Origin of the sequence: Methylophaga thalassica MP, assembly GCF_000214595.1 — a bacterium.
GTDB classification, from domain to species: Bacteria; Pseudomonadota; Gammaproteobacteria; order Nitrosococcales; family Methylophagaceae; genus Methylophaga; species Methylophaga thalassica.
The window spans coordinates 405,657-430,772 of record NZ_AFIG01000001.1; the positions used below are offsets into that span (position 1 = coordinate 405,657).

Below are 25,116 nucleotides of genomic sequence, written 5' to 3' on the forward strand. Positions count from 1 at the left end.
GTATAATGAAGTGTTCACGTCTATATAGCGTCACAGGGTTAAAGGGGCTGCATGAAAGATCAACAATCACGCGTTAAGGAACTGATCGCCTTAGGTAAAGAACGTGGTTATCTCACTTATGGTGAGATTAATGATCATCTTCCGGAAGATTTGGTAGATGCTGATCAGGTCGAAGATATTGTCAGCATGTTCAGTGACCTCGGTATTATGGTCCATGAAGATGGCATGGATACCGATGAAATGGAGCGTCTTGCTGAAGCGGTTTCGTCAAACGACGAAGTTTCAGATGAAGAAGCTGCTGCTGTTCTAGCAAGCTCTGATGGCGAATTTGGTCGAACCACCGATCCAGTACGTATGTACATGCGCGAAATGGGCTCGGTAGAACTACTGACCCGTGAAGGCGAAATTGTCATTGCGAAACGCATTGAAGCAGGCTTACGTGAAAGCTTGATGATGCTTTCGACATATCCAGCCTGTATTTCATCCTTTTTAGAGTTGTATGACGCCGTCGAAGCCGGTGAAATGCGTCTGAACGAGCTGATAAAAGGCTTTGTTTCTGCTGAAGAACTCGTGGAAGAACATGATGATCTGAGTGATACAGATGATGATGACGCAGATGATGATTCTGATAGCGATTCAGATGATGACGATGATGACTCTGTGGATAACGTCAGTGATGACGATGATTCTGGCGAAATTGATCCTGAAGAAGCACGTGTTCGCTTTGAAGCATTAAAAGAAAGCTTTAATGCCTACCTGAAAGCAGAAGGTGAAGAGGCTGAGGCATCACGTGAGCAAGCTAGTGCACAGTTTATGGAGTTTAAACTTACTCCAAAAACATTGGCTTACCTGAATGACCTGATGAGCGAAACAGTCAACGAAATCCGTAATCAAGAAAGAATTATTATGGATATCGTGGTAGAACAAGCCCGCATGAATCGCCGCGACTTTATTGATTCATTCCAGGGCAACGAAAGTAATGTTAACTGGGCTGATAAACATATCAGAGCGAAAAAACATTACTCTTCTACCATCAAGAAACATCATGATGAAATTATCGCTGCACAGTCAGTTTTAGCTGAGATTGCAGAAAGTCGTGGTATGTCAATTTCTGAAATAAAAGAAATTTCACGTCAAATGTCGATCGCAGAAGCAAAAGCTCGTCGTGCGAAGAAAGAAATGGTGGAGGCGAATCTGCGTCTGGTTATTTCTATTGCGAAAAAATATACTAACCGCGGTTTACAATTCCTGGACTTAATTCAGGAAGGTAACATCGGTTTGATGAAAGCCGTTGATAAGTTTGAATATCAACGTGGTTATAAGTTTTCAACCTATGCTACCTGGTGGATTCGTCAGGCGATAACCCGATCTATTGCGGATCAGGCTCGTACGATTCGTATCCCTGTGCACATGATTGAAACAATTAACAAATTGAACCGTGTTGCACGCCAAATGCTACAGGAAATGGGCCGTGAACCTACTCCTGATGAATTGGCAGAACGCGTTGATATGCCAGAAGATAAAGTACGTAAAGTGCTGAAAATTTCTAAAGAACCCATTTCGATGGAAACACCGATTGGTGATGACGAAGATTCGCACTTAGGTGACTTTGTTGAAGATGTGAATGTGATTTCACCTTCAGATTCTGCGATAATAGAAGGCTTGCGTGAAGCGACTCAAGGCGTGTTAAACGGCTTAACAGAAAGAGAAGCAAAAGTATTACGTATGCGTTTTGGTATTGATATGAACACCGACCATACGCTGGAAGAAGTTGGCAAACAGTTTGATGTAACACGTGAACGTATTCGTCAGATTGAAGCGAAAGCATTACGTAAACTACGCCACCCTTCACGTTCTGATCAATTACGAAGCTTCCTGGATTCAGAAGGTTCTTAAGCTAGTCAAAAGGGCCTATAGCTCAGTTGGTTAGAGCAGTGGACTCATAATCCATTGGTCCTAGGTTCAAGTCCTAGTGGGCCCACCAATACAATCAAAGCCTTGTTACCAGTCAGGTATCAAGGCTTTTTTATTGCTCCATGTTTGATAAATAATTCACACAATATTGATTATCATCATTTATAAGTCAGATGTAGTTGTGAAGCCAACAAACTGTTGGCACAGTATGAATATATTTCTTGTATGAGAGTGCTTATGGATGATGAATTGGGCTTGTCAGATATTAGAACGAGCTATCAAAAAGGCTCTCTTGAGGAGCAGAAGAGTGCAGATGAGCCATTAAGTCAGTTTAAGGCGTGGTTAGCTGAGGCTTTAGATAAAGACGTTAATGAAGCCAATGCAATGACGCTAGCGACTGTCGGTGAGCACGGACGGCCATCAAGTCGACCAGTATTGATTAAAGGCTTTGATGAAAAAGGTCTAGTGTGGTTTACCAATTATCTGAGCCGGAAAGGACATCATTTAGCCATTAATCCATTTGCTTCATTACAGTTCTTCTGGCCAGAGTTAGAACGCGTTATTCGAATTGAGGGCAAGGTTGAGAAGCTCGAAACTGTTGAGTCGGATCGATATTATGCATCAAGACCCCTGACTCATCGGATTGGTGCTTGGGCCTCCCCACAAAGCCAGGTGATTGATAATCGAAAAGTGATTGTAGAACAAGCAGCCAAATATGCATTGAAGTATGGCTTAACGCCCCCTCGGCCAGAACATTGGGGTGGTTACAGGTTGGTGCCGGATTATTGGGAGTTCTGGCAGGGCAGGCAAAGCCGCTTGCATGATCGCATTTCATATAAATTAAGCGCTGATAAGCAGTGGATAAAACAACGCCTGGCACCATAAAAATCATCAGAAAATGTGAGCTAGCGCATACTTTGCCGTGTTTGAATTTAACTTATTTGATAGCTTGACGTTAGCATGATTGTGAGGTGATTGGTTTCAGTTCTCACGTTTATTGCTCCTTCTAATTAGTTAAGCTAGGTTTTTACCTAGCTTTTTTTTGCCCCAAGTCTTTTGAACAAAAAAAAGCCCCAATTGAGGGGCTGAGAGTAAAAAACAAATAGGATAGGGCGATTAATAATTTTTATTTTCTGATGCCGAGTCTTCGATAGCATCGCCAGCAGATTCAACGTCTTTGCCAACACCTTCCATCGTATTACAGGCTGATAAAAATAGCGTTAAGGTTAATGGAATTAATAAAGCTGTTAGTTTCATAATTATCTCCTAGTATCCTCGTTTAGAGGGTTTAGTTAGTCTGGTCCAGTCTGGATAGGTTTCAAGGTAGGTTCTATCAAAACCAGATAGGTCAATTAAACCTTCCAGATTGTTAATTTCGATTTGTCCGTTTTTATTATCAATTAAACCTAAATCACGTAGGTGTTTAAATGTTCGACTGACGTGTACTGATGAAATACCGAGTGTGTCTCCAATAACACTCTGGTTCATGGGTAGATGAAATTCACATGCACGCTGATTTAGTCTCACCTTCATTTCGACAATAAAATGAGCGAGACGCTCAGCGGCATTTCGTCTACCGATATTGACAATTCTTTCAATCAGCATCGCTTGTTCTCTTGCCATGATCAGAAAGAATAAATCTGTCAGCCGTGGAGACTTTTCAAAAATTTCTGTCAATCTTTGTTTTGGGAACGGGCAGGCTTCAATGGGTGTTAAAGCCCTGAACTCAGTCAGTGAATGACTGAGACCAATTTCCCGAAGACCTAAAATCTGCCCTGGCAAGAAAATATCAAGAATTTGCCGTTGACCATCGGCCATGGTTTTTATGGCACAAGCCCAGCCAGACCTCAGAGTATAAAAACGATCACTGTACTCACCAGCAAAGGCTAATCTCTCACCAGAGTCAAACTTGCGAGCATCTCTTTCGAGAGCTGCAAGAAGGTTTATTTCTGACTCTGATAATTCAACCATTTTTTCAAACTGGTGAACAATACAACTATCTGCATCGCTGATAACAGATTCCATGAAGACTCGCTTAAATAATGTAGTTCAAAAGAGACTTTCTTGAATAAGTGATCACCGATTAAGAATGTCTGTATTTCGTGAGAATATACGCCTACATTGGGGGGCGTCTACCAGTGATGAAGAAAATAAGAGCAAGCACTAAACCGATAACAAATAGAATCCAAGCAATATTCGTTGCAGTACCTGCAACACCACTTAAACCTAGTGCACCAGCAATAATACCGATGATTAAAAACGTCAATGCCCAACTTAACATATCTATCTTCCTTTATAGTGAATGGGAATGAATACGATATGTGTATTTCATTGCGTCGTCTTTAACATATGTTAAGGCGATAATTATAAATCAACGATAGCTTAGATTAAGAAACAGCAAAACAATGAGTATTTCCGATAAATACTTTTTTGCTTATGAACTGCTTTTAATGTCACTATGGTTGAACAAATGCAGCATAACTTTTGTCAGCATCATGGTGTAAACAATATTTTCCACCTAACTTTAAATGGAGATGTAAGTATGAAATCAATGAGTGAATCAAAATCTTTTTCAATGATCTGCCGCGCATTACTTATTATGTTTGCTTTTGCCGGAGTTGGCTTATTGGCAGCATGTGACAACGATGGTCCAGCAGAAGAAATGGGTGAAAAAATTGATAACACGGTTGAAGATGCCGGTGATGCAATTGATGATGCCGCAGACGATGCTGGTGATGCCATTGAAGATTCAGCTGATGAAGTTGAAGATGCAACGGATAAATAGTTGCCACGGAAAATAGTCTCGACGATACGTTTTAAACAAATCAACAGGAGATAAACATGGCTACACAAACGACAAATCAAGAATTACAAGAACAGCTGGATGCATTACGTAAAGATTTTGCAGAGGTTACCAGCACGCTAAAAAATCTGACATCAGAATATGCTCAGCAAGGCCAAGATAAAGTTAAGGCCGCTGCTCAACAAGCTCAACAGCAAGCTAAGGAATCACTAGCTAAAGCACAAGGCGAAGTTGAAGCGCATCCTTATACTAGTATGGCAGTAGCTTTTGGTATTGGTCTGGTGATCGGTAAAGTACTGGATAGAAAATAACGCTACCCATCCTAGCGGATAAGAAGGTAACAATGAGTCTGTTTTCAAGAATACAAATCACCACATTAGCTTATGCTCTGGCAATTATTCTGGGGTTATTTGCTTTTGGTTTTGCTGGTGTCGCAGCCTACATCGCTCTTAACGACTACTTTGAGCCACAGTTGGCTGCTCTGTTAACAGCCATTGCTTACCTTTTGCTGGCCTTACTGATTTTAGCAGTAGCAAAAATATTGAATCGCCCAGCAGAAAAAGCCTCTTTGCGTTATAGAGAGGGGCAAACGAGTGGTTCTCAACAAGCCGATGAGTTACAAATGATCCTGGAAAAACTCTCCGATTCAGTGCTTGCGGATTTAATTAAAAAACATCCGGGAAAGTCTCTGGCAACGACATTGGCTGCCGGTGTGATATTTGGCTACAGTCAAGAAGCGAGAACGATCGTCAAGTCTGCTTTTAAGCAGTATTTTGATGAAACGTAATTTTTAAGCTAAATAGTTAACAAAAAAGCCTCGGTAATTTGAGGCTTTTTTATTAATATCCTTTGTTATCACTGGCACTCTTTTCCAGGGCATCACCTGCTGCACCAACATCCTTGCCAATACCTTCCATTGTGTTACAACCACTCAGAAGTAAGACAATACAAATAGATAATAAGACGGCGAAAGGTTTCATAAATGCTCCTACATTTTTATCAGGGCATAAAATTACCACAACTATAAAAAAATAGAGAACCCTTTTCTTGACGACGCTATCACGCTTATCACAGTAGTTTATCGATAGGAACTAATACTGTTAACAACAGTCATGTATAATGAATAATAATTAGCCAGCTAACTATGTGTGGCTGTGTTAGAAAAAATTAACTAACCATACTCGTATCAGAATTAGGATTATTCAAATGAAACTCACAATTAATGGCGAAAGCCGTCAGGTTGATGTCCCCACAGATACCCCCATTCTGTGGACACTTAGAGATGTCCTAGGTATGACGGGGACAAAGTTTGGCTGTGGTAAGGCGCTATGTGGTGCCTGTACTGTGATGCTGGATGGTCAGCCAATTCGTTCTTGTGTTACGCCGATCAGTGCTGCTGAAAACAAGAAAATCACAACCATAGAAGCGGTCTCTGAGGACAAAGTCGGCCAGGCTGTTCAAGAAGCTTGGCAGTCAATCAATGTACCGCAGTGCGGTTATTGTCAGTCAGGACAGATCGTTGCTGCTACAGCACTGCTTCGCGATAATCCTAACCCAACAGATGAAGATATTGATAATGCGATGAGTGGAAATATTTGTCGTTGTGGTACCTACACACGTATTCGGGCAGCCATCAAACAAGCAGCGCAGCAGGGGGGTAAATAATGACTGATAATAATGCTCCACAAATAGCCAACATTAGCCGTCGTAGTATTCTTAAAGGTTTCGCATTAAGTGGTCTTGTTCTGGCGGTGGGTATGCCGGCTCAGTTGTTAGCCGCTGATGAAAAGCAAAAGTATGGCCGTGATGGCATGCCAAATGGTTGGGTTGATGATCCTTTGGTCTTTGTTTCCATCGCTGAAGATGGCACCGTGACGATTGTGGCTCACCGTTCTGAAATGGGCCAAGGTGTCAGAACAAGCTTGCCGATGGTCGTTGCTGATGAAATGGAAGCTGATTGGCAGCGAGTCAAAGTGATTCAAGCCGATGGTAATGAAAAGCGCTACGGCAACCAAAACACAGATGGTTCACGTAGTATGCGCCATTTCTTTATGCCAATGCGTAATGTCGGTGCTGCAGCCAGAATGATGCTGGAAGCTGCCGCTGCAGCAGTGTGGGCCGTTCCTGTTTCAGAAGTCAAAGCGAAAAACCATCAGGTTGCTCATGCTAAAACAGGTAAGACGCTTGGTTTTGGCGAGTTGGCGCAAAAAGCAGCTGAAATGGCTGTGCCTGAAAATCAAAACCTGATTTATAAGTCTGCAGACGAATTTAATTACATCGGCAAGAAAGATAATAAGCTGGTCGATGGTTTCGATATTGCCACCGGACAAACCACATATGGCATGGATGTTCGCCTCGATGACATGGTCTATGCAGTCATTGCTCATCCACCTGCTTATGGCGATACACTGAAATCATATGACGATACTGAAACATTGAAAGTACCGGGTGTGATCAAAGTTTTAACCTTACCCAGCAGCCCGCCTCCTGCAGTATTTAATCCGCTCGGTGGGGTTGTGGTAGTTGCCTCAAATACCTGGGCAGCCATTCAGGGCAGAAAAAAATTATCTGTTGAGTGGAATGCAGGTCCTAACCGTGAATATGATTCAGCCAAGTTCCGCGAAACATTACAGGCTTCTTCCAAACAGAAAGGTGGCAAAGTCATTCGTAGTAAAGGTGAAACCTATAATGAACTAGCGAATGCGAGTTCTACCATCTCTGCGGATTATTATATTCCTCACCTGGCTCAGGCCCCGATGGAGCCGCCAGCTGCAACGGCACGAATTGTGGATAATGTGTGTGAGATTTGGACTGCTACACAAAACCCACAAGCGGGTGTCGATACGGTCGCAAAATGGTTAGAAGTAAAACCTGAGCAAGTTAAGGTGAATGTGACTCTGCTTGGTGGTGGTTTTGGCCGCAAATCAAAACCTGATTACCTTGTCGAAGCCGCTTTAATTTCTAAAGCCTTAGGAGGGCAAGCTGTTAAAACGGTATGGACGCGTGAAGATGATATTCAACACTCTTATTTCCACACCGTTTCTGCCGAACATTTAGAAGCTGGTTTTGATGAAAGTGGTAATGCAACGGCCTGGTTACATCGCACAGTTGCACCAACTATCGCTTCTACTTTTGCGAAAGATGCTAAAAATGAAATGCCGATGGAATTAAGCATGGGTGTTGTGAATATTCCATTTGATGTGAAGAATATTCAAATTGAAAATCCTGAAGCAGCTGCACATACTCGTATTGGTTGGTACCGTTCCGTCTCTAATATTCCGCATGCTTTTGCGATTCAGTCATTTATCGCTGAGATGGCGCATCAGCAGAAAAAAGATCATAAAGACTTTTTACTGTCATTGATCGGTCCTGATCGTGAAATTGATCCGGCGTCATTAAAAGATGATTGGAATTATGGTGAGTCGCCAGAGGCATACCCTCTCAATACAGCACGTATGAAAGGCGTCATTAATATGGTCACCGAAAAAGCGGATTGGGGTAAAACCTTGCCGAAAGGTTCGGGACAGGGTTTAGCCGTTCACTATAGTTTCGTGACATATGTCGCGACGGTAGTGGAAGTTGTTGTTAATGACGATGGTGAAGTCAGCATACCGAGAATCGATGTGGCTGTAGATTGTGGCCCACAGGTGAATCCTGAACGTATCCGCTCTCAGGTTGAAGGGGCATGCGTTATGGGCGCAAGTTTAGCCATGACAAGTGAAATCACCTTCAAAGATGGTGTTACCGTTCAGGACAATTTTGATGGTTATCAGGTCACTCGTATGGATGCAGCACCAAAAGAAATCCATGTTCATCTGGTACCGGCAAAAGATTTTAATCAGCCATTAGGTGGGGTTGGTGAACCGGGTATGCCTCCGGTCGCACCGGCAATATGTAATGCGATTTTTAATGCTACCGGTAAACGTATCCGTGAATTACCGATACGTTATCAGCTCGAGTCCTAGTCGTATGACCGGGCATGATCTGAATGTGCTCAGACAGCTACTGAGCTGGCAGCAAGAAGGGCATAAGGTCTGGCTAATTACGGTGGTTGGAACCTATGGCTCCAGCCCCCGCCAACCGGGGTCGATGTGTGCCCTACGCAGTGATGGTTTGTTGGTTGGATCAGTGTCTGGTGGTTGCATAGAGGATGATCTGGTGTCTTTAGTTAAACAGCATCAGCTCTCTAGTTCATCTGCCGAGCTCAAGATCTATGGCGCTAATCAGGAAGAGCAGCTACGGTATAAACTTCCTTGCGGTGGTCAGCTCAGATTATTGATAGAGCCTGTGCTTGATAAGGCTTGGCTTAAAACGGTGGTGACGGCGATTGAGTCTCAGAAGTTAATAAAGAGACAGGTCACGTTGGACTCGTTACAGGTAACTTGCACTGATGCCATCAGTCATGAACCTGTTGTCAGTGAGCAGGAAGGTTCACTGTCGTTTGTTTACGGACCAAGGTTGCGTCTATTAATCATTGGTGCAGCAGAAACGTCATTCTATCTGGCAAATATGGCTACGGCACTGGATTACCAGGTGTTTGTCTGCGATCCAAGACCAGAAATGCAGGAAACCTGGCAACATGAACAGAGCACTTTACTCACCATGATGCCTGATGATGCGGTAGTGTCCCTTCAGCCTGATCTGAATACCGCGGTGGTGGCATTAACACATGATCCTAAGTTAGACGATATGGCATTGTTGGAAGCCCTAAAATCAGCAGCGTTTTATGTTGGTGCTTTAGGAGCCAAAACCAATAATGATAAACGCAGGGAAAGACTGAAATTATTTGATCTCACCCAACAAGAAATAGACCGCTTACATGGTCCGGTTGGTCTACAGATAGGCAGTAAAACCCCTGCCGAGATCGCGGTAGCGATTTCTGCTGAGTTGATTGCCGTTCGTCGCGACAGAATACATACACCACAACTTACGTCATCCGTTGATAAGGTGACAGTTTAACGGTGGAAACGGCAGAGATTGCTGCGGTTATTCTTGCTGCCGGTAAATCCTCGCGCTTTGGTGCGGATAAGCTGCTGACGGAAGTTGGATATAAAGGTGTGAGACAGCCGCTGATATTGCATGCTTTAGCGCCATGGTTAGAGGTGTTTGAGCAAATTCACCTCGTCACGCCAATAAATAACCAAGAGCTATTAGGAGTATGTCGATCCGTGGCAGGCCGGGTTAACTTTATCAAAGCGGATAAGTCCGATTTAGGAATGGGGCATTCACTCGCCGCCGGGATTCAAGCCACTCAGCAAGCAAAGGGATGGTTAATTGGTTTGGCAGATATGCCGATGATAACATCCGACATACTGGAATTATTAGTTAGTGAGTTAAAACAGGGAGCGGCTATATCAGCTCCCTTTTATCATGGCAAACGAGGGCACCCAGTCGCATTCTCCAACCAATATCGAGATGATTTGATACAACTTACTGGCGATGTAGGTGCTAAAACAATAGTGCAAGCTCATGAAACACTGGTACAGGCAGTGAATATTGATACGCCGTCGATATTCATTGATATTGATACTCAAGCCGATATTTCACTACTGCAGTAAGCTGCATGATAGTCTCAGAGACTTAATGATTGATAGATAATAACTTTTGAAAGAAGTCGTTCAAGTAAAAGAGATTAAATCGCTCAATTTTCACAGGCTTTAACTTACAGTTATTTTTTTCCATGAATTCCTGAAGTTGTAACTGCTTGTTGGGACTGTAGGAAACGGGTTTGCCAGTTAAGGCATAGAGAATACCTGATTCGGTGAGGGCTGATCCTTGCCGTGTTTTCACATCATAATGATAGTCGATAATTTTTTGAGTGATCACATAGAAATTATAGTGGCTGGAGAAACCAAAAATATGCCTGTCTTTGGTTTCCTCGACTTCAACTATGCCCCAGTCTGAGATGACTCCACACTCTGATAATGATCTGGCTTCCAAAACACGTCCCTTGTGTAAAATTGTGAAATACCTAACATAAATTTAACAGCTTCATTAATTGATAACAACGTCTTAAATTTCCAAATTTATCAAAAGACTAGTCATATTATGGTCATCACATTTTTTTGATAACGAATATAGAAAATAGGTTGGAATGAACAGGAGAGAGATTATGAAAAAATATGTGTGGCTGGGATTATTAATGGCATTTTCATCTATGGTTCATGCTAAAGATTGTCCGGCTTATTTTGATTACGATTTACCGAAACTGCACTCAAATGACACCGTAAATCTATGTGAGACCGCCAAAGACAAGGTCTTATTGGTGGTAAACACCGCCAGTCATTGTGGGTTTACTCGCCAATTTGGTGGTTTGGAAAAGTTACATGAGCAATATGAGGATAAAGGACTGGTTGTTATTGGTTTTGCCAGTAACGATTTTGATCAAGAAGCTAAGACAGAACAAGAGGCAGCCAGAATCTGTAAAGAAAACTTTGGTGTAAGTTTCACCATGGTGGCACCTAGCTATGTCACTGGTCCGCGTGCCAACCCGATTTTCATGGAGATAAACAAACAAAGTCAGGCGCCGGACTGGAATTTTAACAAATACATTATCGATGCCGATGGCCATGTATTAGAACACTTTCCAAGTGCTGTAGAGCCGGATGATGCCAGTCTAGTAGAAGCTATCGAGTCACTTGTTAAAAAAGATTAAACAGTCCATACATTTGCTGGGTAGCCTGTATTTATTAAATAAATCAGTAACGACATCATTACATTAGTGATAATCATACTTTGTTGTTATGATTAGCAAATATTGTTATGACGTTAGGGATGGCTGGAGTTAAGGATGTCTATTGGTTTTCGGCTGGTTATTACCAGTTTATTAGGTTTAGCACTGTCTGCTTGTAGCACGATTCATGATGCTATTGGTCCTGATACTCCCCGCTCAGATTTACGTGAGTCATTACAAGCACCTCTAACCATTTCAGATAGTGGTTCTCCGTTTTGTCATGAAGAGATGGTGGTTACTACAACACCTAAAGTTATTCATACCCCTGAACCATATCACGCAACGCTCTATTTTGAGCTCGATAAAACCACTTTTACACCCGACTCATTACGCGAATCCGTTAAGATCTATAAAGCGGTTTTAGAAAGAAGAAATCGTCATATTGAAGTCGTTGGCTATACTGATACACTCGCTTCTTCACAATATAACGATAAATTATCCAAACGCCGTGCTGAAAAAGTCGCACAGGATTTGATCAACGCTGGCGTGGACGAATCTCGTATTTCTACAGTAGGTAAAGGCGAAACAGTTTTGAAAGTGCCTACACCTGATGAGACTGATGAAGTGAGTAACCGCCGGGTCGAAATTGATGTTCGTTAATTTCTGGAGTAATTAGAAAAATGGTCTTATCACGATTTTCTACTATTTTTGCTGCTTGTCTTGCAGCGATAGCGAGCACAAATATTGCTGCGGAAACCATACAGGAAGCGGTGGATGCAACACTAAAACAAAACCCTGAAGTCTTGGCAGAAGCCAATCGTCGTTACAGTGCTGATAAGACGGTTGATCAAGCTAAAGCAGGTTATTATCCTCGGGTGGATTTAACGCTGGGCATCGGTTACGAGCGCACGAAAAACCCGGCAACGCGCCCCGATCATGAATCGCTGAATCGTGGTGAAGCTGAAATTAAAGCAACGCAGATGCTTTATGATGGATTTGCCACTAAAAGTGCTGTAGAGCAAAGTCAGGCTCAAGCGGATGCTGCTGGTTATGATGTCACAGATAAGGCAGAAACGATCGGTCTTAACACCGTGCAGAGTTATCTCGATGTACTTAAACGCCAACAGTTATTGGAAGAAACACAAGAAAGTCTGGAGCAGCACGAAAAAATCTTCGACAAAATTAAACTCAGAACAGAAGCCGGAGTGGGTAATCGTTCTGATCTTGACCAGACTACTGGTCGAGTGGCCCTGGCTCAAGCAAATTTACGTTCCACAGAAGGCAATTTGCAGGACGCAAAAACACGCTATCAGCGTTTGGTGGGTCATGCGCCTGAATCCTTAACTGATCCCGGTAAGTCATGTTGTGATACTGCGCCCGCTGCTGTCGAGGATGCATTACAAATTGCTTACAGACAACATCCTTCATTATGGGCGGCAATGGCGCAACATGAGGCCTCACTAGCTCAGGAAGAAGGGGCTAAAGCGCCGTTTCATCCTCAAGTGAATGCGGAGCTGAGTACACGAGCAGACAATAATCTGGATGGCACACGTGGTCATGAGAAAGAAGCTCAGGCCATGATTCGAATGGATTACAACCTGCTCAATGGTGGTGCCGATAAAGCGCGTATCGAAGAGACGAAGTATCTAAGTGAACAAGCAAAACAAAATGCGGAGATTATCAAACGCAATGTTGACCGTGATGTACGTCTGGCCTGGATTAATGTAGAAACACTGTCAAGACGATTACCTATCCTCGAACAACGTAAGATTGCTGCAGAAAAAACGCGGGATGCGTATTTCGAACAGTTTAATGTAGGCAGAAGAACATTATTAGATTTACTGGATACAGAAAACGAATTATTGACGGCCAGAAACGATTACACCAATGCTTATTATGATCATATTTATGCCTGTTACTGGTTATCAGAGACGATGGGTAGGCTGATGGAAAGTTTGTCTGTGGAAGCACCAGAGGCGGCCATTGTTGTAGCTCAACCTGAAACGACTGAGTCACCACAATAAGTTAGATACCAGCTGGCTTAGCCAAGCAAGACATTAGCAGCTTGGCTTACCGCCATTAAATTGTCATATAAGTCGAATATGATGAGCGTTTTTCGCGAATATAGGCATGCTCATCAACCGACCCTTGGGGTTTCCTCCTGCTGCACACCTGTTTCTTTATCTGTTACCTGCGTTATTGCTGTTTTCGCGGGCAATAGCTGATGTAACTGTGGTACTCGTAGCGATTGCCTTTCTTATCTTCAGTTTTAAAAAATGTGATTGGGATTGGGTAAAACAGCCCTGGTTTTTAGCATTCTTGCTGTTTAATGCTTACCTTCTTGTCGTCAATCTGCCTTTGAGTAGTGATTCATCTGAAAGCTTGAAGTATGTGCTTACTTTTATAAGATGGCCTTTATTTGCAGTAGCTTTGTCATACTGGGTTTTCAATGATGCTAAAAAAAGACAGTGTTTTCTTATCAGTTTGTTACTGACCATGTTGTTTATTATTGCCGACACATTATGGCAATATTTTTTTGATGTTGACTGGTTTGGTATAGAGCGCTTTTCTGACACTCGTTTAACAGGTCCATTCCGTAGTCCTATTCCAGGCACGATGTTACTGAGACTGTGGTTTATCGCCTTATTTGCAGCCTTTTTTATCCCACTTTTTAAATCGTCTGTATTACGGCAGTTAACGTTTCTGATGGTGGCGATGGGAAGTGGTTTTGTTTTTACCTTCCTAACGGGGGAGAGAATGGCACTCATCTTGTTCAGCTCAGGCTGTGCCATCGTTTTTATCGCCATGTTACTGGAATATAAACAATACAAACAAAGCTTACTGTTTATGCTGGCTATACTTGGTATCACATTGATGATCACCTTGTTTTTATCACCTGAGATGTTTGAGAGAAGTATCGTGAGCATCGGTTCAAAGCTCTCAACATTTGCTGAATCAGATTATGGCAGCGTGTTTAAGGCGGCATGGCAGGTGTGGCAGGACAACTGGTGGTTGGGTAGTGGTTTACATACCTATCAAACAGTATGTGAACAACAGCAGTTACTCATAGACAGCGGCCTGATGTGTACTCACCCGCATAATTTGTATTTGCAGTTAGGCGCAGAGACAGGTGTGGTCGGCTTATGTTTATTTTTGTTTATGCTGTATTTGCTATACAAAAAAGTCTTAGGCGCCTTATTGGGTCAGCGTGACTGGATAAAAGCTGCTTTGAGTTTTTCGGTATTAACGGTGAGTTTTTGGCCTCTAACTGGAGGCATCAGCGTTCTGAGTAACTGGGTGGCAGCACTGGTATGGTTAGGTATTGCCTGGGTGTTAGCTATATCCTCGGTAGATAGCTCAGAACCCGATCAATGCTTAACTGATGTAAATCGTTGACTTGCAGAGCCTGAAATTGACCTCGCTCAATTTCAGAGCGGCTCACAGAGGTTGTTGGTCCGAATAAAGCGAGACCGGGGCGGCCGAGGCATGAAGCGATATGACTGGGGCCGGTATCATTACCGATGATATAACTAGCCTCTTTCAGAATGCCTGCCAGTTCAAACCAATTGAATAAGTCGTCTTTGCTGTTAGGGCTATAACCGGACAGCTTCGCTGCCATATCTAATTCATCGGGACCTAATATATTCACTACCCCATAACCGAGCTCGATAAGTGCTTTTGATAAGGCGGGATAGTATGGCCAACGCTTTTCTTTATGCTGAGCCGAGCTACCGGGAATAAGTGCAATATATGGCTTGTTAATTGGGTATTTGCTCAATGTTTCGGATGTTTTTTCAACCATCCAGCTAACGTTAGGTGATAAGGCATAATGATGAGGGATGTCTGATTCGGTGAGTAACTGTACTAAGCCTTTTAGTCCTGATTCTGGCGCGGCCTTTGTACGTCGACTTATCCACCTCAGCTTAGGTAAAAAGAAGCGCTGATATAAGGCACTGCGATCAGAGTTCTGTAAATCAATAATAAGATCAAACTGTTCATTAATCAGTTGCTTACGAAGCTTCCACTGCTGCTGTAGATGACGAAGAGGCAGTCTGTCGTCGATGATGATGCGATCAACGTAGGGAGAACGTTGCATTAAGGACTCATACCGAGACATGGTTAATAAAACAATTTCTGCCCGTCTAAAGTATTGGCGAATGTCGCGGAATATCCCATCTGCCTGGATAAGATCACCAAACGCACCGTGTTTGATAAGCAATAATTTGCCAGCCTGCGTCATGAGCTAAGCGTCGGTTAATGCTTGATAAACAGCAAGCGTATTTTCAGTCATGGCTTCCAGTGTCATAGCTTGATGAGCAAAGACAATCGCCTCCTGCATCAGTCTTTGCCAATGAGCTGGGTTTTTCAGAAGACTTTCTAAGCGTCGACGAAAGGCTTTGCTATCTGCAATAGGGACAATTAAAGTTTTATCCAGCACTTCATTAGCAACCGGAACATCTGTTGATAAAATTGGCATATTTAATAGTAATGCTTCGCTACACACATAGGAGAAACCTTCTCGTCTGGAACTGATTAACACGCCATCACAGGACTGCATCAGTGAACTGACATCAGGTCGGTAGCCCGTTAGACGACAATGTGTATCAGGGGATAGCTCCTGAATTTGTTTTTGTAGGCGATGTCTTTCCTTGCCTTCACCAATAATGAGCAAGTTCAAGTGCAGGCCGTCTATGGCCTCCAGCAATAAATCAAAACCTTTTGCTTCAACCAAACGACCAACAGCACATAATGTGGGTAAGTCAGGATTCAGCCCAAACTCTTTATACAGATTAATCTTTTTTACCTTTGGCGATGAAATGCCATTGTAGACAGTCACTGCATTCGGGGTATTCAACTGAGAGCGTAGCGTGTTACTAACCGCGATAGCTTGATCCAGCTTGGCGTAATCTTTTACTTTGCTTTTGATGTTGTGCAGTGTTCCCACGGTTTTTGCTGAATGGAAACAGCGACATTTATTTAACACCGCCGTCGCTTTATTGGCCTGGGCATGCACAATATCGGCATTGGAGCGATGGATGAAATACAGCACCTTTAACCAGAGCCATGGATTATTTCGGCTTAGACGGGCATTCACCGGAAAATGCTGTATTTGCTCAGGTAAGGTATCTAAAAACTGAGGATCAGCAATAACACTGACCGTGTGCCCGGCTCTATTGAGGCTAATAGAAAGTTCGCGAACATGTTTTTCCAGCCCACCCTCACCTCTGCTTAATAGGATCTGACAGGTATTCACGATGCGGCGCTTTGCTGTAAAACGCGTTTATAGACAGATAAGGTGGTGTCTAACATGGATTGCAAAATGAAAGGATGGGATTCCGGCACGGTAGGTGGGGCAAGTAACCATTTTGTTGCTAAGCTGATAACTGCGGATTTATCACCGGTTCTCACTCTGCCTTCTGGTAACACTGTCGAAAGTTGTTCTTCTACGCCGCCATGCGCATAGGCAATAACGGGTACACCCAGGCTCAATGCTTCAATGGTCACTCTTCCAAAGGCTTCAGGTTGGAGTGATAGTGACATCACTAAACTTGAAATAGACATAATTTCTTTTAGATCACTTCGGTGACCAATGAAGCTGATATCGTTGATTACACCAAGTTCCGCCGCACGCTGCTGGAGCTCAGCTAAAAAGGCGGACTTTCCTTTTTTGGTTTCACCCACGATAAGTCCGTGCACATCTGAATAATATTTCTTGAGCTCAGCAATAATCTCAATAAAATCCGCCTGACCCTTCCAGCGTGTAATACGCCCTGGCAGCGTAATTATTAGTTTTCCCTGAGTTTGTGGAAAGCTTCGATACCAATGTTTCAGCCATTCGCTATCAGGTTCAAAACCATAAGGAAAATCGCGTCTGTCTATGCCTCGGTAATTGAGGGTGAGATTGTCTTTGACCCCGTAATGGGTGGTGACATAGTCGCGAATTTTTTCTGATACCACAAACACATGCTCGCCCTTGGTCATGATTCTGCTGTAACCGTTGACAGAATAGGTGCCGTGAACAGTAGTGATGAATTTAGGTCGTGATTGTTTGGGTAAAGATTTCCAGGCGAAATAACAGACCCATGCTGGCATACGTGAGCGGACATGCAAAATATCCACACGATTTTTCACCAGAAAGCGGCGCAATCGTGGAATAAGACGGAATGTGGCCAGCGATTTTCTGCCAATATTCCAGTTGATATGCTCACTCCCTTGCTTGGTGAGTGTGTCAACTAAGCGTCCACCGGCTGAAATGACAAGCGAGCGATGGCCTTGGCTTGCCAGATAGTGTCCGACTTCCAATGTGCCTCGCTCAACGCCACCCGATTCAAGCGCAGGTAATACCTGAACAACTGTTAAACGTTCTGTCATTAAGGATTAACTGAGCTGCGGTAAAGGTAGGGTTTGAGGTTGTACCGCTGCATCTAACCAGTTTTTCATGATCCAGTCAGCACAGCGTTCTGATTCCATAAATCCCGGAACAGGTTGCAGGCGGCTTTTATAATGACCCAGGCTATCGAAGCGAACCGCATAGCCATCACCGACAAGTTTGCTGAGTCCTCGCGACACACGGTTATCGCGTTTAACAGGCATATTAAGAATACCGACGGCCGTTTTAGCGGTGAGTGCCTCATATACCATTGAGACAGAGTCTTCGCTTATCCAGGCGCTGTAACATGCGGCTAATTGCCGTGCGACCCAATTCCGATCCGTTTCTTCAAACGGCACAATCGTCAGATTCTCCAGTTTGAAGCCAAGCATATGAGTGGCAAAATTTGCAGGTGTACGGGGAGAGGTGGTCAGCGTATAGTGAATGCGAGGGTTTTGTTTACAAAGCTGAGTAACCTGTGAGATGAGTTGGCTTTCGTTCCAGTCACAGTGTTTGGATGGGCCACCAATCATTATCAGACCTTCGTTTTTTTATGTCTCACCAGCGGCATGGATAGGGTTAAGCACCCCCCGGGTTTCCAACACATTCCCACCACCTTGATAATAGTCATGCTCTGGTATTAAGCTAAGATCAAAAAACGACACAGGTAAGCTGGGCTGCATCAAGACAATCGTTTGCCCGCCATACACTTTTTTTGCTGCCAGCATGTGAAGATGCGTGCGATGACCTGCTCCGACGATGAGATCAGGTAATGGCAGTCCCTGACCTGCAGGCCAGGTCGTACTCAATAAGTCAAACACAGGTTGTAGACGACCACTTACCGGAATATCAAAACTTTCACAGGGCATTTTACGTTTCAAGGCATTGACCAAACCCAAGGACTGACTTTGATGACCGGGTTTTCCATCAGTGAGCCGCCAGATAGTAATGTTTTCAGCGTTATTAGTACTCATGGTGACAGCACCTAAGATTAAATAAAAAGCAAAGTTGCCTCTGTCTAGCAAGGCGATTTGCTGTGGACTATAGGGCTGGAGTATTAAAGTTTTATGAAAATGAGAGATACTTCGCAGAAAATAAATTAGGGAGTCTTGTCTCTGGAAGCGTCAGCCGAGCTGAGTCATAGTGAGACAGCGGCATCAAAAGGAGTGAATATGATTGAGCGTGATGAAGATACATTTAGTGCGTTAAAGGAAATGGCTGAAGATGCGCAATTGAGCTCCCGTAACTACAATGACGAATTAATCGGACTCGAGTATTACAGTAATCTGGCCGTATTGAGTGATGAAGAGCTGAACTTATTAGTGAGTTTATGGCATGAGAAGTATGTGACCTGCCAAAAAGAGAAACTGGCGTCGCAATGGATGGTCATCCAGATCTTCATTCTTATTTTATTGGCAATCTATGTGGCTTGGGTATCAGGGGGAATTGCTGGTACGCTGATCAGTATTGTGGGTGTTATCGCCATGATCGCTATGATTGAAGATAAGCGGGTCGCTGTTGCCAAGCGGAATTTATCTGATGCCCGCCAAGTCTATCAAACACTGGGTGAACTCAAACAAAGCAGACAACGGTCTTACGAAAAACAACAACATCCCGTTTGAAAATAATTGTTTGAACCCCGTTCTATATTGTTCATATAACTAAAATTAAAGGAGATTTTATGACTACGGTGACATTAAAAGGCACACCTTTTGAGACTGTCGGTGAGTTACCGGCTGTGGGAAGCAAGGCACCCGAATTTAGCCTGACAAAAGATGATTTGTCTGAATTAACACTGGCAGATTTATCTGGCCGTGTCGTGTTAAATATTTTTCCGTCGGTAGATACACCTACCTGTGCGATGTCAGTCAGACAATTTAATACAAAAGCAGCGGCACTGGATAACACGACTGTGGTTTGTGTTTCAAAAGACTTACCGTTTGCAATGGCTCGTTTTTGTGGGGCTGAAGGCATTGATAATGTGGTCACTGGTTCGGCTTTCCGTTCTTCATTTGCTGAGGATTACGGCTTATTAATGAAAGACGGACCGTTAGCCGGACTATGCTCACGTGTAGTTGTGGTCATTGATGAAAACGGTAAAGTCGTTTACACAGAACAAGTCAGCGAAATTGCTGATGAACCTGATTATGAAAAAGCGTTATCTGCACTTAGCTAAGACGTGTGGTAACGGTCAAAGCCCTGTTCAACACTACGTTGAACAGGGCTTTTTTTTGCTTGAAAAAGTGAGCTGAGCTTATTTTGCCGGAGGTGTGTAGATGATAAATCCGGATACACAATTATTTTCATCTGTGTCGGTGCTTGCTGAATTCCATCCTTTGGCAAGAGCGGTCCAGTTCTGGTCCGACAAAAATGGACAGCGCCATAGTAAAGTTGTTTATGAGCATATTGCTCCGACTGCGATGCAAGCGCTGGAAGTCGATATTGCCATTATTGCGGATCAACTAGGCAAGGCGTCACTGCCAGATTTTTATCAGTTTTGCAGTGATATTGAATTGATCTTTCACGGTGCACAGCCATCGGGTCCCGTCGCTGCTATATCTGATATTGACTGGCTGCGGTTAAGACGTATCTCAATCTATGCTCAGTACTGGAAAAACAGGAATCCTGCAGAAGTGAATAAGCTATTAAGTTTTGTGATGGGAATTCCCCTTTATAGTCAGATTGTTGCTCAACTCATCGCTTCGGAAAAGAGTGACAGTAAACAGGAGATACTGCTGGGAATCACTTTGTCAGGCGGTGTTTATCTGGTAGGCGTGGAACGCTATAAACAGCTTTTTAGGCGGGAAATAGATCAAGCATTTAATGAAGCAAAAGTCCTGGTTTCAGCCTTTCGGGGTACACATGAAGAAAATGCGGCTGAACTGATCAACAGTATGGTTGAAGCAGCATTACCTAAATGAGGTTGAAAATTAACCTAGCTTTTAAGTCGGGTATAACTTTTGCTCTCTTTATTAACGACAACGTTCTTTTTGCTAAAACCTGATGGGGGGACTGATGAAGGACATATGGAAAGACTACGATCCGGGATCATTTTTTGATGAACTCATGTTTGCAAAACATCAGCCCAGAGCATTCAGTTTTAAGTTACTTGAATACTTGCGTTGCATGGAAAAAGAAGCCTTTACGCAGCGTGTTAAAGAGTCAGAAGTGGAAATGCTGGAGCGTGGTATTACCTTCACCATATATAGCGATGCAGGGAATATAGACCGGGCTTGGCCGTTCGATATTATTCCCCGCGCTATCCCCAAAGGTGAGTGGGAACGCACCGAAAAGGGGCTGAAACAACGTATTCGTGCCTTAAATCAGTTCATTCAGGATATTTATAACGAAGGTAACATTATCAACGATGGCATTATGCCCGCCGACGTTGTGTATCAGTCAAAAGGCTACCGTAAAGAATGCCATGGTATGACACCGGCTCATGGTGTCTGGGCAAATATCTGTGGTTCTGATCTGGTACGTGATCATGAAGGTACTTTATATGTGCTTGAGGATAATCTACGGGTGCCATCGGGTGTGGCTTATATGCTTGAAAACAGAAAAACCACTAAACGCGTTTTCCCCGAGTTATTTAAATTATTAAATATTAGTCCTGTTGATGCTTATCCCGAGCATTTAGCTGAAATGCTCGCCTCATTACGCCCCGATTTATCTAATCCCACGATGGCTTTGTTGACACCAGGTATCTATAACTCTGCCTATTTTGAGCATGCGTTTCTGGCTCAGCAGGCAGGTTTGATTTTACTGGAAGGGGCCGATCTGCTGGTGGGTGATGACGACTATGTCTATATGAAAACCATTCATGGTCTTGAGCGTGTTGATGTGATTTACCGCCGTATCGATGACGATTTTATTGATCCGGAAGTCTTTCGCCCTGATTCGATGTTGGGGGTACCGGGCATCATGCGTTCATGGCGTGCCGGTAAGGTAGCCATTGCCAATGCGCCTGGTTGCGGTGTGGCTGATGACAAAGTCATTTATGCCTATGTGCCCGATATGATCCGTTATTACCTGAATGAAGAGCCTATCTTAAGTAATGTACCTACCTGGTTATGTCGTAATGATGAGGATCTGCAGCACGTGCTTCAACACCTTCCTGAGTTAGTGGTCAAGCCTGCGAATGAGTCGGGTGGTTACGGTATGCTGGTCGGGCCACATTCTTCTGCGGAGAAAGTGGAAGAGTTTCGTGATTTACTAATCAATGATCCAAAAAATTATATTGCTCAGCCCACCTTGAGTTTATCGGTCTCTCCCACCTGTTGTGATGAAACCATCGCCCCCCGTCATGTTGATTTGAGGCCTTTCATCCTCTCTGGAGATGATGTTTATGTCACACCTGGCGGGCTAACCCGTGTGGCGATGGTCAAAGGTTCATTAGTAGTTAACTCATCTCAGGGTGGAGGAAGTAAAGATACCTGGATTGTCGATGAAAGCCGCCAGCTTGTGGAGGAAGACTAATGTTATCCCGTGTTGCTGAAAGGGTTTACTGGTTAGCACGTTATCTGGAACGTGTAGAAAACACGGCTCGTTTAATTAATGTGCATACCGCATTGTTAATGGACTTACCGGAACATATGGAAGTGAACTGGTTTACCTTAGTGACCATTTTTGATGCGGAGCAGCTTTATTACGCTAAACACCCCCGCGAAAATGAATATGACATCATGCATTTTCTGTTGTCTGATCCCAGCTATGGTGGCTCACTTATCAATAATTTATCTGCTGTCAGAGAAAATGCTCGGACGTCACTTGATGTGCTGCCTGAGGAAGTGTGGGAGCAAGTCAACGAGCTGCACCTATTAGTGAAAAGCGAATTATCATCTATTGGAAATAGGCGCAGAAGACAGAAGTTATTACTCACTATTATGGAGGCTTGTCAGTGTATATGGGGTATGATTGCTAATCATATGAGCCGTAATTACGCCTATGATTTCCTACAAGCAGGTAAACATCTTGAGCGGGCAGATATGACAAGCCGAATACTTGAGCTCGCTACTTTATTAATGTCAGATAATCGTAGTGATGCTTTAAGGCAGCATGAAGGTATTTTGTGGGCGACCTTGCTTAGAGTGTTAAATGCTCAGCAAATGTATATTCAGGCACATAATTCGTCACTAAAGGGCGAGAAAGTACTCACGTTCTTAATTCAGGATAAAGCCTTCCCTCGTTCATTAAGTTTTTCGGTCAATTCTATAGGCAATTACCTGGAGTATTTACCGGGTGAGAAACAAGTACTGGAACAGCAGATTGAGATTTTGACACGATTACAGGACTACAGTGCGGAGAAAAATCCACCGGAAACCATACGACTGATGATGGATGAGTTACAGATTTTGTTAAATCGTTTGAATACCAGCATTACCAGTAATTGGTTTTATCCGGATTATTCAGTCTCATGAGACGTTTCTTTTGCCAGTGTGGGCAAGAAATCTTTTTTGAAAACACGCACTGTGGTGTCTGTGGCAGTCAATTAGGCTTTATCCCTGAGCTGCAACAACTTTCAAGTCTGCAAGAAGATGATAATGCCTGGCTGATGACGGATCTTTTTCCGTTACAACGTTATCGCAGTTGTTTTCACCGTGACCATGAGCTGGCTTGTAACTGGTTAATCCCAGCTGATTCGCCCAACACGCAGTGTATTTCCTGTGCCTTGACCAGAACGATACCGATGTTGACCCAGCCGGATAATTGGCGTCGTTGGCGCACGCTGGAAGCAGCCAAACGCCGTATGATTTATGGTTTACTCAGATTAAATCTGCCAATTAACGCTTATTATCAGGGCTATGAGCATGGCTTGGTGTTTGATTTTCTTGAAGATCAGCGAACGAATCCTGACTTAGCCCTTGAACATGTGTTGAGTGGTCATAGCCAAGGTGTGATTACGCTCAATGCTGCCGAGGCGGATGGTAGCTTCAGGGAAGCTACCCGTGAAGCGATGAATGAATCTTATCGAACTTTGCTGGGCCATTTTCGTCATGAGATTGGCCACTACTATTGGGATATCTTGATTAAAGAGACAGAACATTACGCCATTTTCTGTGATGTATTCGGTTTTACTGAACAAGATTATCAAAGCAGTTTAAATAGCTATTACAGTGATGGGCCGGCGACGGATTGGCCGGAGTTTTATCTGTCTGCATACGCCAGCGCTCACCCAATGGAAGACTGGGCAGAAACGTGGTCACATTATCTGATGATGAGTGACACCATGGAAACAGCGGTGGCTTATGGGCTGATTGACCATTTTGATTATGCCAGTGATTTTGATGTATTGATGACTGATTGGTTGTCGCTGGTGGTGAAAATGAATGCATTAAATCGAAGTGTGGGTAATACAGATGCCTACCCTTTTGTCGTGTCAGCCTCAGTGAGAAAAAAACTGAAATTTATTCATCAGCTGCTGAATCCGTTGAAAAAGACTCGGGAATCCGTGGCATTTCTTTAAATGCCTGATTCAGTTTATTACCCCATTCACGACGTAAATTAATCAGAAAAGCATCTTCCGTATCAAAGCGATAGTGATGTTTAAACGCTAAGCTATCGGTTTCATATATCAATACTTCAATAGGTGGCCCAACACTGACATTACTCTTCATGGTCGAATCCATGGATATTAAGGAGCAGGTGGCGGCATCCGTTAACGAGGTTTTCATTGTCAGAAAGCGATCCAGCACGGGTTTGCCGTATTTGCTTTCGCCAATCTGCAGATAGGGTGTTTCGCGACTGGTGGTAATGTGATTTCCTTGGGGATAAATCAGAAAAGCCTGTGGCGGTTGGCCTTTGATTTGTCCTGCCATCAATAAAGTGGCATCGGGTGAAAAGCCGGACTGTTGGTCTTCGCTGTAACGTTTGATACGCTGGCTTAATACATCACCTACATAATCGGCAGTATCGGATAGATAATGAGTCGTATTGAGGCTGGTTTCATTATCTTCACGCAGATCCCGGTTCAGCTGTTCTATCACACATTGCGTGGTAGCCAGATTACCCGCGCTTAGAATGGCGATACAGCGATCAGCCTTTGTACTGAAACGAAACATCTTGCTGTATGTGCTGACCTGATCAATACCTGCGTTGGTTCTTGAGTCGGAGGTAAGCACTAATCCTTTATCTAGTGATATGGCAATACAATAGGTCATAGTCGTTCCAGTAATGGCTGCGATTAAAGATAGTCAAAAATAAGAGATTGAGCAATCCTGATTTATTGCTCACGACAAAAGAATGGAACCCGTTGATGGGCTACTGAGTCGTTACAGTATGAATCGATGTATTAACAGCGCTGTTAACTCGCATTCACATGTGAAATATTATCTCGGATATGACGTCTGAATTCAC

Annotated in this window: 28 protein-coding genes, 1 tRNA gene and 1 pseudogene; 20 read left to right on the plus strand and 10 right to left on the minus strand. The window is 43.5% G+C overall.

What is annotated here, in order from left to right; translation table 11 throughout:
• Nucleotides 1-51: 51 nt before the first annotated feature.
• The 3 genes from rpoD (at nt 52) to pdxH (ending at nt 2,799) form a co-directional block, all read left to right on the plus strand.
• Nucleotides 52-1,896 carry an RNA polymerase sigma factor RpoD gene (gene rpoD, locus MAMP_RS01930; RefSeq protein WP_007144287.1) on the plus strand — a complete coding sequence of 615 codons (1,845 nt, stop codon included), beginning with the start codon at nt 52-54 and terminating at the stop codon, nt 1,894-1,896.
• A gap of 11 nt (nt 1,897-1,907) precedes the next feature.
• Nucleotides 1,908-1,984 (plus strand) — tRNA-Ile (locus MAMP_RS01935).
• A gap of 167 nt (nt 1,985-2,151) precedes the next feature.
• Nucleotides 2,152-2,799 (plus strand): pyridoxamine 5'-phosphate oxidase, encoded by a 648-nt coding sequence (pdxH, locus tag MAMP_RS01940; RefSeq protein ID WP_007144288.1) that lies wholly within the window; start codon nt 2,152-2,154, stop codon nt 2,797-2,799.
• Nucleotides 2,800-3,030: 231 nt separating this feature from the next.
• Here pdxH and MAMP_RS01945 read toward each other — a convergent pair whose 3' ends face one another.
• From MAMP_RS01945 to MAMP_RS15825, 3 genes are all read right to left on the minus strand, one after another.
• Nucleotides 3,031-3,171: an entericidin A/B family lipoprotein gene (locus MAMP_RS01945; RefSeq protein WP_007144289.1), complete on the minus strand. Its 141-nt coding sequence runs from the start codon at nt 3,169-3,171 to the stop codon at nt 3,031-3,033.
• Between the two features lie 9 nt (nt 3,172-3,180).
• Nucleotides 3,181-3,939, minus strand: coding sequence for a Crp/Fnr family transcriptional regulator (locus MAMP_RS01950; protein ID WP_007144290.1), 759 nt, complete (start codon nt 3,937-3,939; stop codon nt 3,181-3,183).
• A 91-nt stretch (nt 3,940-4,030) separates the two neighbouring features.
• Nucleotides 4,031-4,195 carry a DUF1328 domain-containing protein gene (locus MAMP_RS15825; protein WP_007144291.1) on the minus strand — a complete coding sequence of 55 codons (165 nt, stop codon included), beginning with the start codon at nt 4,193-4,195 and terminating at the stop codon, nt 4,031-4,033.
• A 261-nt stretch (nt 4,196-4,456) separates the two neighbouring features.
• Between MAMP_RS15825 and MAMP_RS01960 the strand changes: the two genes are divergently transcribed.
• The 3 genes from MAMP_RS01960 to MAMP_RS01970 are packed head-to-tail and all read left to right on the plus strand — an operon-like array spanning nt 4,457 to nt 5,504.
• On the plus strand, nt 4,457-4,699 hold the full coding sequence (locus tag MAMP_RS01960) for a hypothetical protein (RefSeq protein WP_007144292.1): 243 nt from the start codon (nt 4,457-4,459) through the stop codon (nt 4,697-4,699).
• Between the two features lie 56 nt (nt 4,700-4,755).
• Entirely contained in the window at nt 4,756-5,028 is a 273-nt protein-coding gene (locus MAMP_RS01965; RefSeq protein ID WP_007144293.1) for a DUF883 family protein, read from the plus strand.
• Nucleotides 5,029-5,060: 32 nt separating this feature from the next.
• On the plus strand, nt 5,061-5,504 hold the full coding sequence (locus MAMP_RS01970; protein ID WP_007144294.1) for a hypothetical protein: 444 nt from the start codon (nt 5,061-5,063) through the stop codon (nt 5,502-5,504).
• A gap of 52 nt (nt 5,505-5,556) precedes the next feature.
• Here MAMP_RS01970 and MAMP_RS01975 read toward each other — a convergent pair whose 3' ends face one another.
• Entirely contained in the window at nt 5,557-5,697 is a 141-nt protein-coding gene (locus MAMP_RS01975; protein ID WP_007144295.1) for an entericidin A/B family lipoprotein, read from the minus strand.
• Nucleotides 5,698-5,923: 226 nt separating this feature from the next.
• Here MAMP_RS01975 and MAMP_RS01980 point away from each other — a divergent pair, with 226 nt between their 5' ends.
• Genes MAMP_RS01980 through MAMP_RS01995 form a run of 4 tightly spaced genes read left to right on the plus strand, consistent with a single transcriptional unit; the run spans nt 5,924 to nt 10,275 of the window.
• Nucleotides 5,924-6,382, plus strand: a complete 459-nt coding sequence (locus MAMP_RS01980; protein ID WP_007144296.1) for a (2Fe-2S)-binding protein — start codon at nt 5,924-5,926, stop codon at nt 6,380-6,382.
• Entirely contained in the window at nt 6,382-8,682 is a 2,301-nt protein-coding gene (locus MAMP_RS01985; RefSeq protein WP_007144297.1) for a xanthine dehydrogenase family protein molybdopterin-binding subunit, read from the plus strand. Before MAMP_RS01980 ends, MAMP_RS01985 begins: the two co-directional genes overlap by 1 nt.
• Nucleotides 8,648-9,676, plus strand: coding sequence for an XdhC family protein (locus MAMP_RS01990; protein WP_237701187.1), 1,029 nt, complete (start codon nt 8,648-8,650; stop codon nt 9,674-9,676). Before MAMP_RS01985 ends, MAMP_RS01990 begins: the two co-directional genes overlap by 35 nt.
• Before the next feature lie 2 nt (nt 9,677-9,678).
• On the plus strand, nt 9,679-10,275 hold the full coding sequence (locus MAMP_RS01995; RefSeq protein WP_007144299.1) for a nucleotidyltransferase family protein: 597 nt from the start codon (nt 9,679-9,681) through the stop codon (nt 10,273-10,275).
• Nucleotides 10,276-10,297: 22 nt separating this feature from the next.
• Here MAMP_RS01995 and MAMP_RS02000 read toward each other — a convergent pair whose 3' ends face one another.
• Nucleotides 10,298-10,657: a hypothetical protein gene (locus MAMP_RS02000; protein WP_007144300.1), complete on the minus strand. Its 360-nt coding sequence runs from the start codon at nt 10,655-10,657 to the stop codon at nt 10,298-10,300.
• A 172-nt stretch (nt 10,658-10,829) separates the two neighbouring features.
• Between MAMP_RS02000 and MAMP_RS02005 the strand changes: the two genes are divergently transcribed.
• The 4 genes from MAMP_RS02005 to MAMP_RS02020 all read left to right on the plus strand — a co-directional run bounded on the left by MAMP_RS02005 (nt 10,830) and on the right by MAMP_RS02020 (nt 14,786).
• On the plus strand, nt 10,830-11,372 hold the full coding sequence (locus tag MAMP_RS02005; protein WP_007144301.1) for a glutathione peroxidase: 543 nt from the start codon (nt 10,830-10,832) through the stop codon (nt 11,370-11,372).
• Between the two features lie 135 nt (nt 11,373-11,507).
• Nucleotides 11,508-12,050 carry an OmpA family protein gene (locus tag MAMP_RS02010; RefSeq protein WP_007144302.1) on the plus strand — a complete coding sequence of 181 codons (543 nt, stop codon included), beginning with the start codon at nt 11,508-11,510 and terminating at the stop codon, nt 12,048-12,050.
• Between the two features lie 20 nt (nt 12,051-12,070).
• The gene (locus tag MAMP_RS02015) at nt 12,071-13,414 is read left to right on the plus strand and encodes a TolC family outer membrane protein (RefSeq protein WP_007144303.1); all 1,344 of its coding nucleotides are present in this window, start codon (nt 12,071-12,073) and stop codon (nt 13,412-13,414) included.
• A gap of 106 nt (nt 13,415-13,520) precedes the next feature.
• A complete protein-coding gene (locus MAMP_RS02020; RefSeq protein ID WP_007144304.1) occupies nt 13,521-14,786 on the plus strand; it encodes an O-antigen ligase family protein in 1,266 nt (421 codons plus the stop codon).
• Here the strand turns inward: MAMP_RS02020 and MAMP_RS02025 are convergent.
• The 4 genes and pseudogenes from MAMP_RS02025 to MAMP_RS02040 all read right to left on the minus strand — a co-directional run bounded on the left by MAMP_RS02025 (nt 14,728) and on the right by MAMP_RS02040 (nt 18,734).
• On the minus strand, nt 14,728-15,630 hold the full coding sequence (locus MAMP_RS02025) for a glycosyltransferase family 9 protein (RefSeq protein WP_040576137.1): 903 nt from the start codon (nt 15,628-15,630) through the stop codon (nt 14,728-14,730). The genes MAMP_RS02020 and MAMP_RS02025 overlap by 59 nt on opposite strands.
• A 3-nt stretch (nt 15,631-15,633) precedes the next feature.
• Nucleotides 15,634-16,644: a glycosyltransferase gene (locus MAMP_RS02030; protein ID WP_007144305.1), complete on the minus strand. Its 1,011-nt coding sequence runs from the start codon at nt 16,642-16,644 to the stop codon at nt 15,634-15,636.
• On the minus strand, nt 16,641-17,762 hold the full coding sequence (locus tag MAMP_RS02035; protein ID WP_007144306.1) for a glycosyltransferase family 4 protein: 1,122 nt from the start codon (nt 17,760-17,762) through the stop codon (nt 16,641-16,643). Before MAMP_RS02035 ends, MAMP_RS02030 begins: the two co-directional genes overlap by 4 nt.
• A gap of 6 nt (nt 17,763-17,768) precedes the next feature.
• Nucleotides 17,769-18,734: pseudogene (locus tag MAMP_RS02040) on the minus strand (mitochondrial fission ELM1 family protein).
• A 198-nt stretch (nt 18,735-18,932) separates the two neighbouring features.
• On the opposite strand from MAMP_RS02040, the gene MAMP_RS02045 reads away from it, so the two are divergent.
• The 6 genes from MAMP_RS02045 (at nt 18,933) to MAMP_RS02070 (ending at nt 24,226) form a co-directional block, all read left to right on the plus strand.
• Complete coding sequence (locus MAMP_RS02045) at nt 18,933-19,382, plus strand: hypothetical protein (RefSeq protein WP_050797511.1); 450 nt, start codon at nt 18,933-18,935, stop codon at nt 19,380-19,382.
• Between the two features lie 59 nt (nt 19,383-19,441).
• Complete coding sequence (gene tpx, locus MAMP_RS02050; protein ID WP_007144310.1) at nt 19,442-19,936, plus strand: thiol peroxidase; 495 nt, start codon at nt 19,442-19,444, stop codon at nt 19,934-19,936.
• 100 nt (nt 19,937-20,036) lie between these two features.
• On the plus strand, nt 20,037-20,681 hold the full coding sequence (locus tag MAMP_RS02055) for a hypothetical protein (protein WP_007144311.1): 645 nt from the start codon (nt 20,037-20,039) through the stop codon (nt 20,679-20,681).
• Between the two features lie 94 nt (nt 20,682-20,775).
• Nucleotides 20,776-22,239, plus strand: coding sequence for a circularly permuted type 2 ATP-grasp protein (locus MAMP_RS02060; RefSeq protein WP_007144313.1), 1,464 nt, complete (start codon nt 20,776-20,778; stop codon nt 22,237-22,239).
• Entirely contained in the window at nt 22,239-23,180 is a 942-nt protein-coding gene (locus tag MAMP_RS02065) for an alpha-E domain-containing protein (protein ID WP_007144314.1), read from the plus strand. The genes MAMP_RS02060 and MAMP_RS02065 overlap by 1 nt, the downstream gene beginning before the upstream one ends.
• Nucleotides 23,177-24,226, plus strand: a complete 1,050-nt coding sequence (locus MAMP_RS02070; protein ID WP_007144315.1) for a zinc-binding metallopeptidase family protein — start codon at nt 23,177-23,179, stop codon at nt 24,224-24,226. The genes MAMP_RS02065 and MAMP_RS02070 overlap by 4 nt, the downstream gene beginning before the upstream one ends.
• On the opposite strand, the gene MAMP_RS02075 is transcribed toward MAMP_RS02070, so the two are convergent.
• A complete protein-coding gene (locus MAMP_RS02075; RefSeq protein WP_040576138.1) occupies nt 24,168-24,920 on the minus strand; it encodes a proteasome-type protease in 753 nt (250 codons plus the stop codon). The genes MAMP_RS02070 and MAMP_RS02075 overlap by 59 nt on opposite strands.
• Nucleotides 24,921-25,116 lie beyond the last annotated feature (196 nt).

What these genes read in the sequence shown, in the direction of transcription:
- rpoD (WP_007144287.1), top strand. Translation starts at nt 52, where the DNA reads ATGAAAGATCAACAATCACGCGTTAAGGAACTGATCGCCTTAGGTAAA.
- pdxH (WP_007144288.1), top strand. Translation starts at nt 2,152, where the DNA reads ATGGATGATGAATTGGGCTTGTCAGATATTAGAACGAGCTATCAAAAA.
- MAMP_RS01945 (WP_007144289.1), bottom strand. Translation starts at nt 3,171, where the DNA reads ATGAAACTAACAGCTTTATTAATTCCATTAACCTTAACGCTATTTTTA.
- MAMP_RS01950 (WP_007144290.1), bottom strand. Translation starts at nt 3,939, where the DNA reads ATGGAATCTGTTATCAGCGATGCAGATAGTTGTATTGTTCACCAGTTT.
- MAMP_RS15825 (WP_007144291.1), bottom strand. Translation starts at nt 4,195, where the DNA reads ATGTTAAGTTGGGCATTGACGTTTTTAATCATCGGTATTATTGCTGGT.
- MAMP_RS01960 (WP_007144292.1), top strand. Translation starts at nt 4,457, where the DNA reads ATGAAATCAATGAGTGAATCAAAATCTTTTTCAATGATCTGCCGCGCA.
- MAMP_RS01965 (WP_007144293.1), top strand. Translation starts at nt 4,756, where the DNA reads ATGGCTACACAAACGACAAATCAAGAATTACAAGAACAGCTGGATGCA.
- MAMP_RS01970 (WP_007144294.1), top strand. Translation starts at nt 5,061, where the DNA reads ATGAGTCTGTTTTCAAGAATACAAATCACCACATTAGCTTATGCTCTG.
- MAMP_RS01975 (WP_007144295.1), bottom strand. Translation starts at nt 5,697, where the DNA reads ATGAAACCTTTCGCCGTCTTATTATCTATTTGTATTGTCTTACTTCTG.
- MAMP_RS01980 (WP_007144296.1), top strand. Translation starts at nt 5,924, where the DNA reads ATGAAACTCACAATTAATGGCGAAAGCCGTCAGGTTGATGTCCCCACA.
- MAMP_RS01985 (WP_007144297.1), top strand. Translation starts at nt 6,382, where the DNA reads ATGACTGATAATAATGCTCCACAAATAGCCAACATTAGCCGTCGTAGT.
- MAMP_RS02005 (WP_007144301.1), top strand. Translation starts at nt 10,830, where the DNA reads ATGAAAAAATATGTGTGGCTGGGATTATTAATGGCATTTTCATCTATG.
- MAMP_RS02010 (WP_007144302.1), top strand. Translation starts at nt 11,508, where the DNA reads ATGTCTATTGGTTTTCGGCTGGTTATTACCAGTTTATTAGGTTTAGCA.
- MAMP_RS02015 (WP_007144303.1), top strand. Translation starts at nt 12,071, where the DNA reads ATGGTCTTATCACGATTTTCTACTATTTTTGCTGCTTGTCTTGCAGCG.
- MAMP_RS02020 (WP_007144304.1), top strand. Translation starts at nt 13,521, where the DNA reads ATGCTCATCAACCGACCCTTGGGGTTTCCTCCTGCTGCACACCTGTTT.
- MAMP_RS02025 (WP_040576137.1), bottom strand. Translation starts at nt 15,630, where the DNA reads ATGACGCAGGCTGGCAAATTATTGCTTATCAAACACGGTGCGTTTGGT.
- MAMP_RS02035 (WP_007144306.1), bottom strand. Translation starts at nt 17,762, where the DNA reads ATGACAGAACGTTTAACAGTTGTTCAGGTATTACCTGCGCTTGAATCG.
- MAMP_RS02045 (WP_050797511.1), top strand. Translation starts at nt 18,933, where the DNA reads ATGATTGAGCGTGATGAAGATACATTTAGTGCGTTAAAGGAAATGGCT.
- tpx (WP_007144310.1), top strand. Translation starts at nt 19,442, where the DNA reads ATGACTACGGTGACATTAAAAGGCACACCTTTTGAGACTGTCGGTGAG.
- MAMP_RS02055 (WP_007144311.1), top strand. Translation starts at nt 20,037, where the DNA reads ATGATAAATCCGGATACACAATTATTTTCATCTGTGTCGGTGCTTGCT.
- MAMP_RS02060 (WP_007144313.1), top strand. Translation starts at nt 20,776, where the DNA reads ATGAAGGACATATGGAAAGACTACGATCCGGGATCATTTTTTGATGAA.
- MAMP_RS02065 (WP_007144314.1), top strand. Translation starts at nt 22,239, where the DNA reads ATGTTATCCCGTGTTGCTGAAAGGGTTTACTGGTTAGCACGTTATCTG.
- MAMP_RS02070 (WP_007144315.1), top strand. Translation starts at nt 23,177, where the DNA reads ATGAGACGTTTCTTTTGCCAGTGTGGGCAAGAAATCTTTTTTGAAAAC.
- MAMP_RS02075 (WP_040576138.1), bottom strand. Translation starts at nt 24,920, where the DNA reads ATGACCTATTGTATTGCCATATCACTAGATAAAGGATTAGTGCTTACC.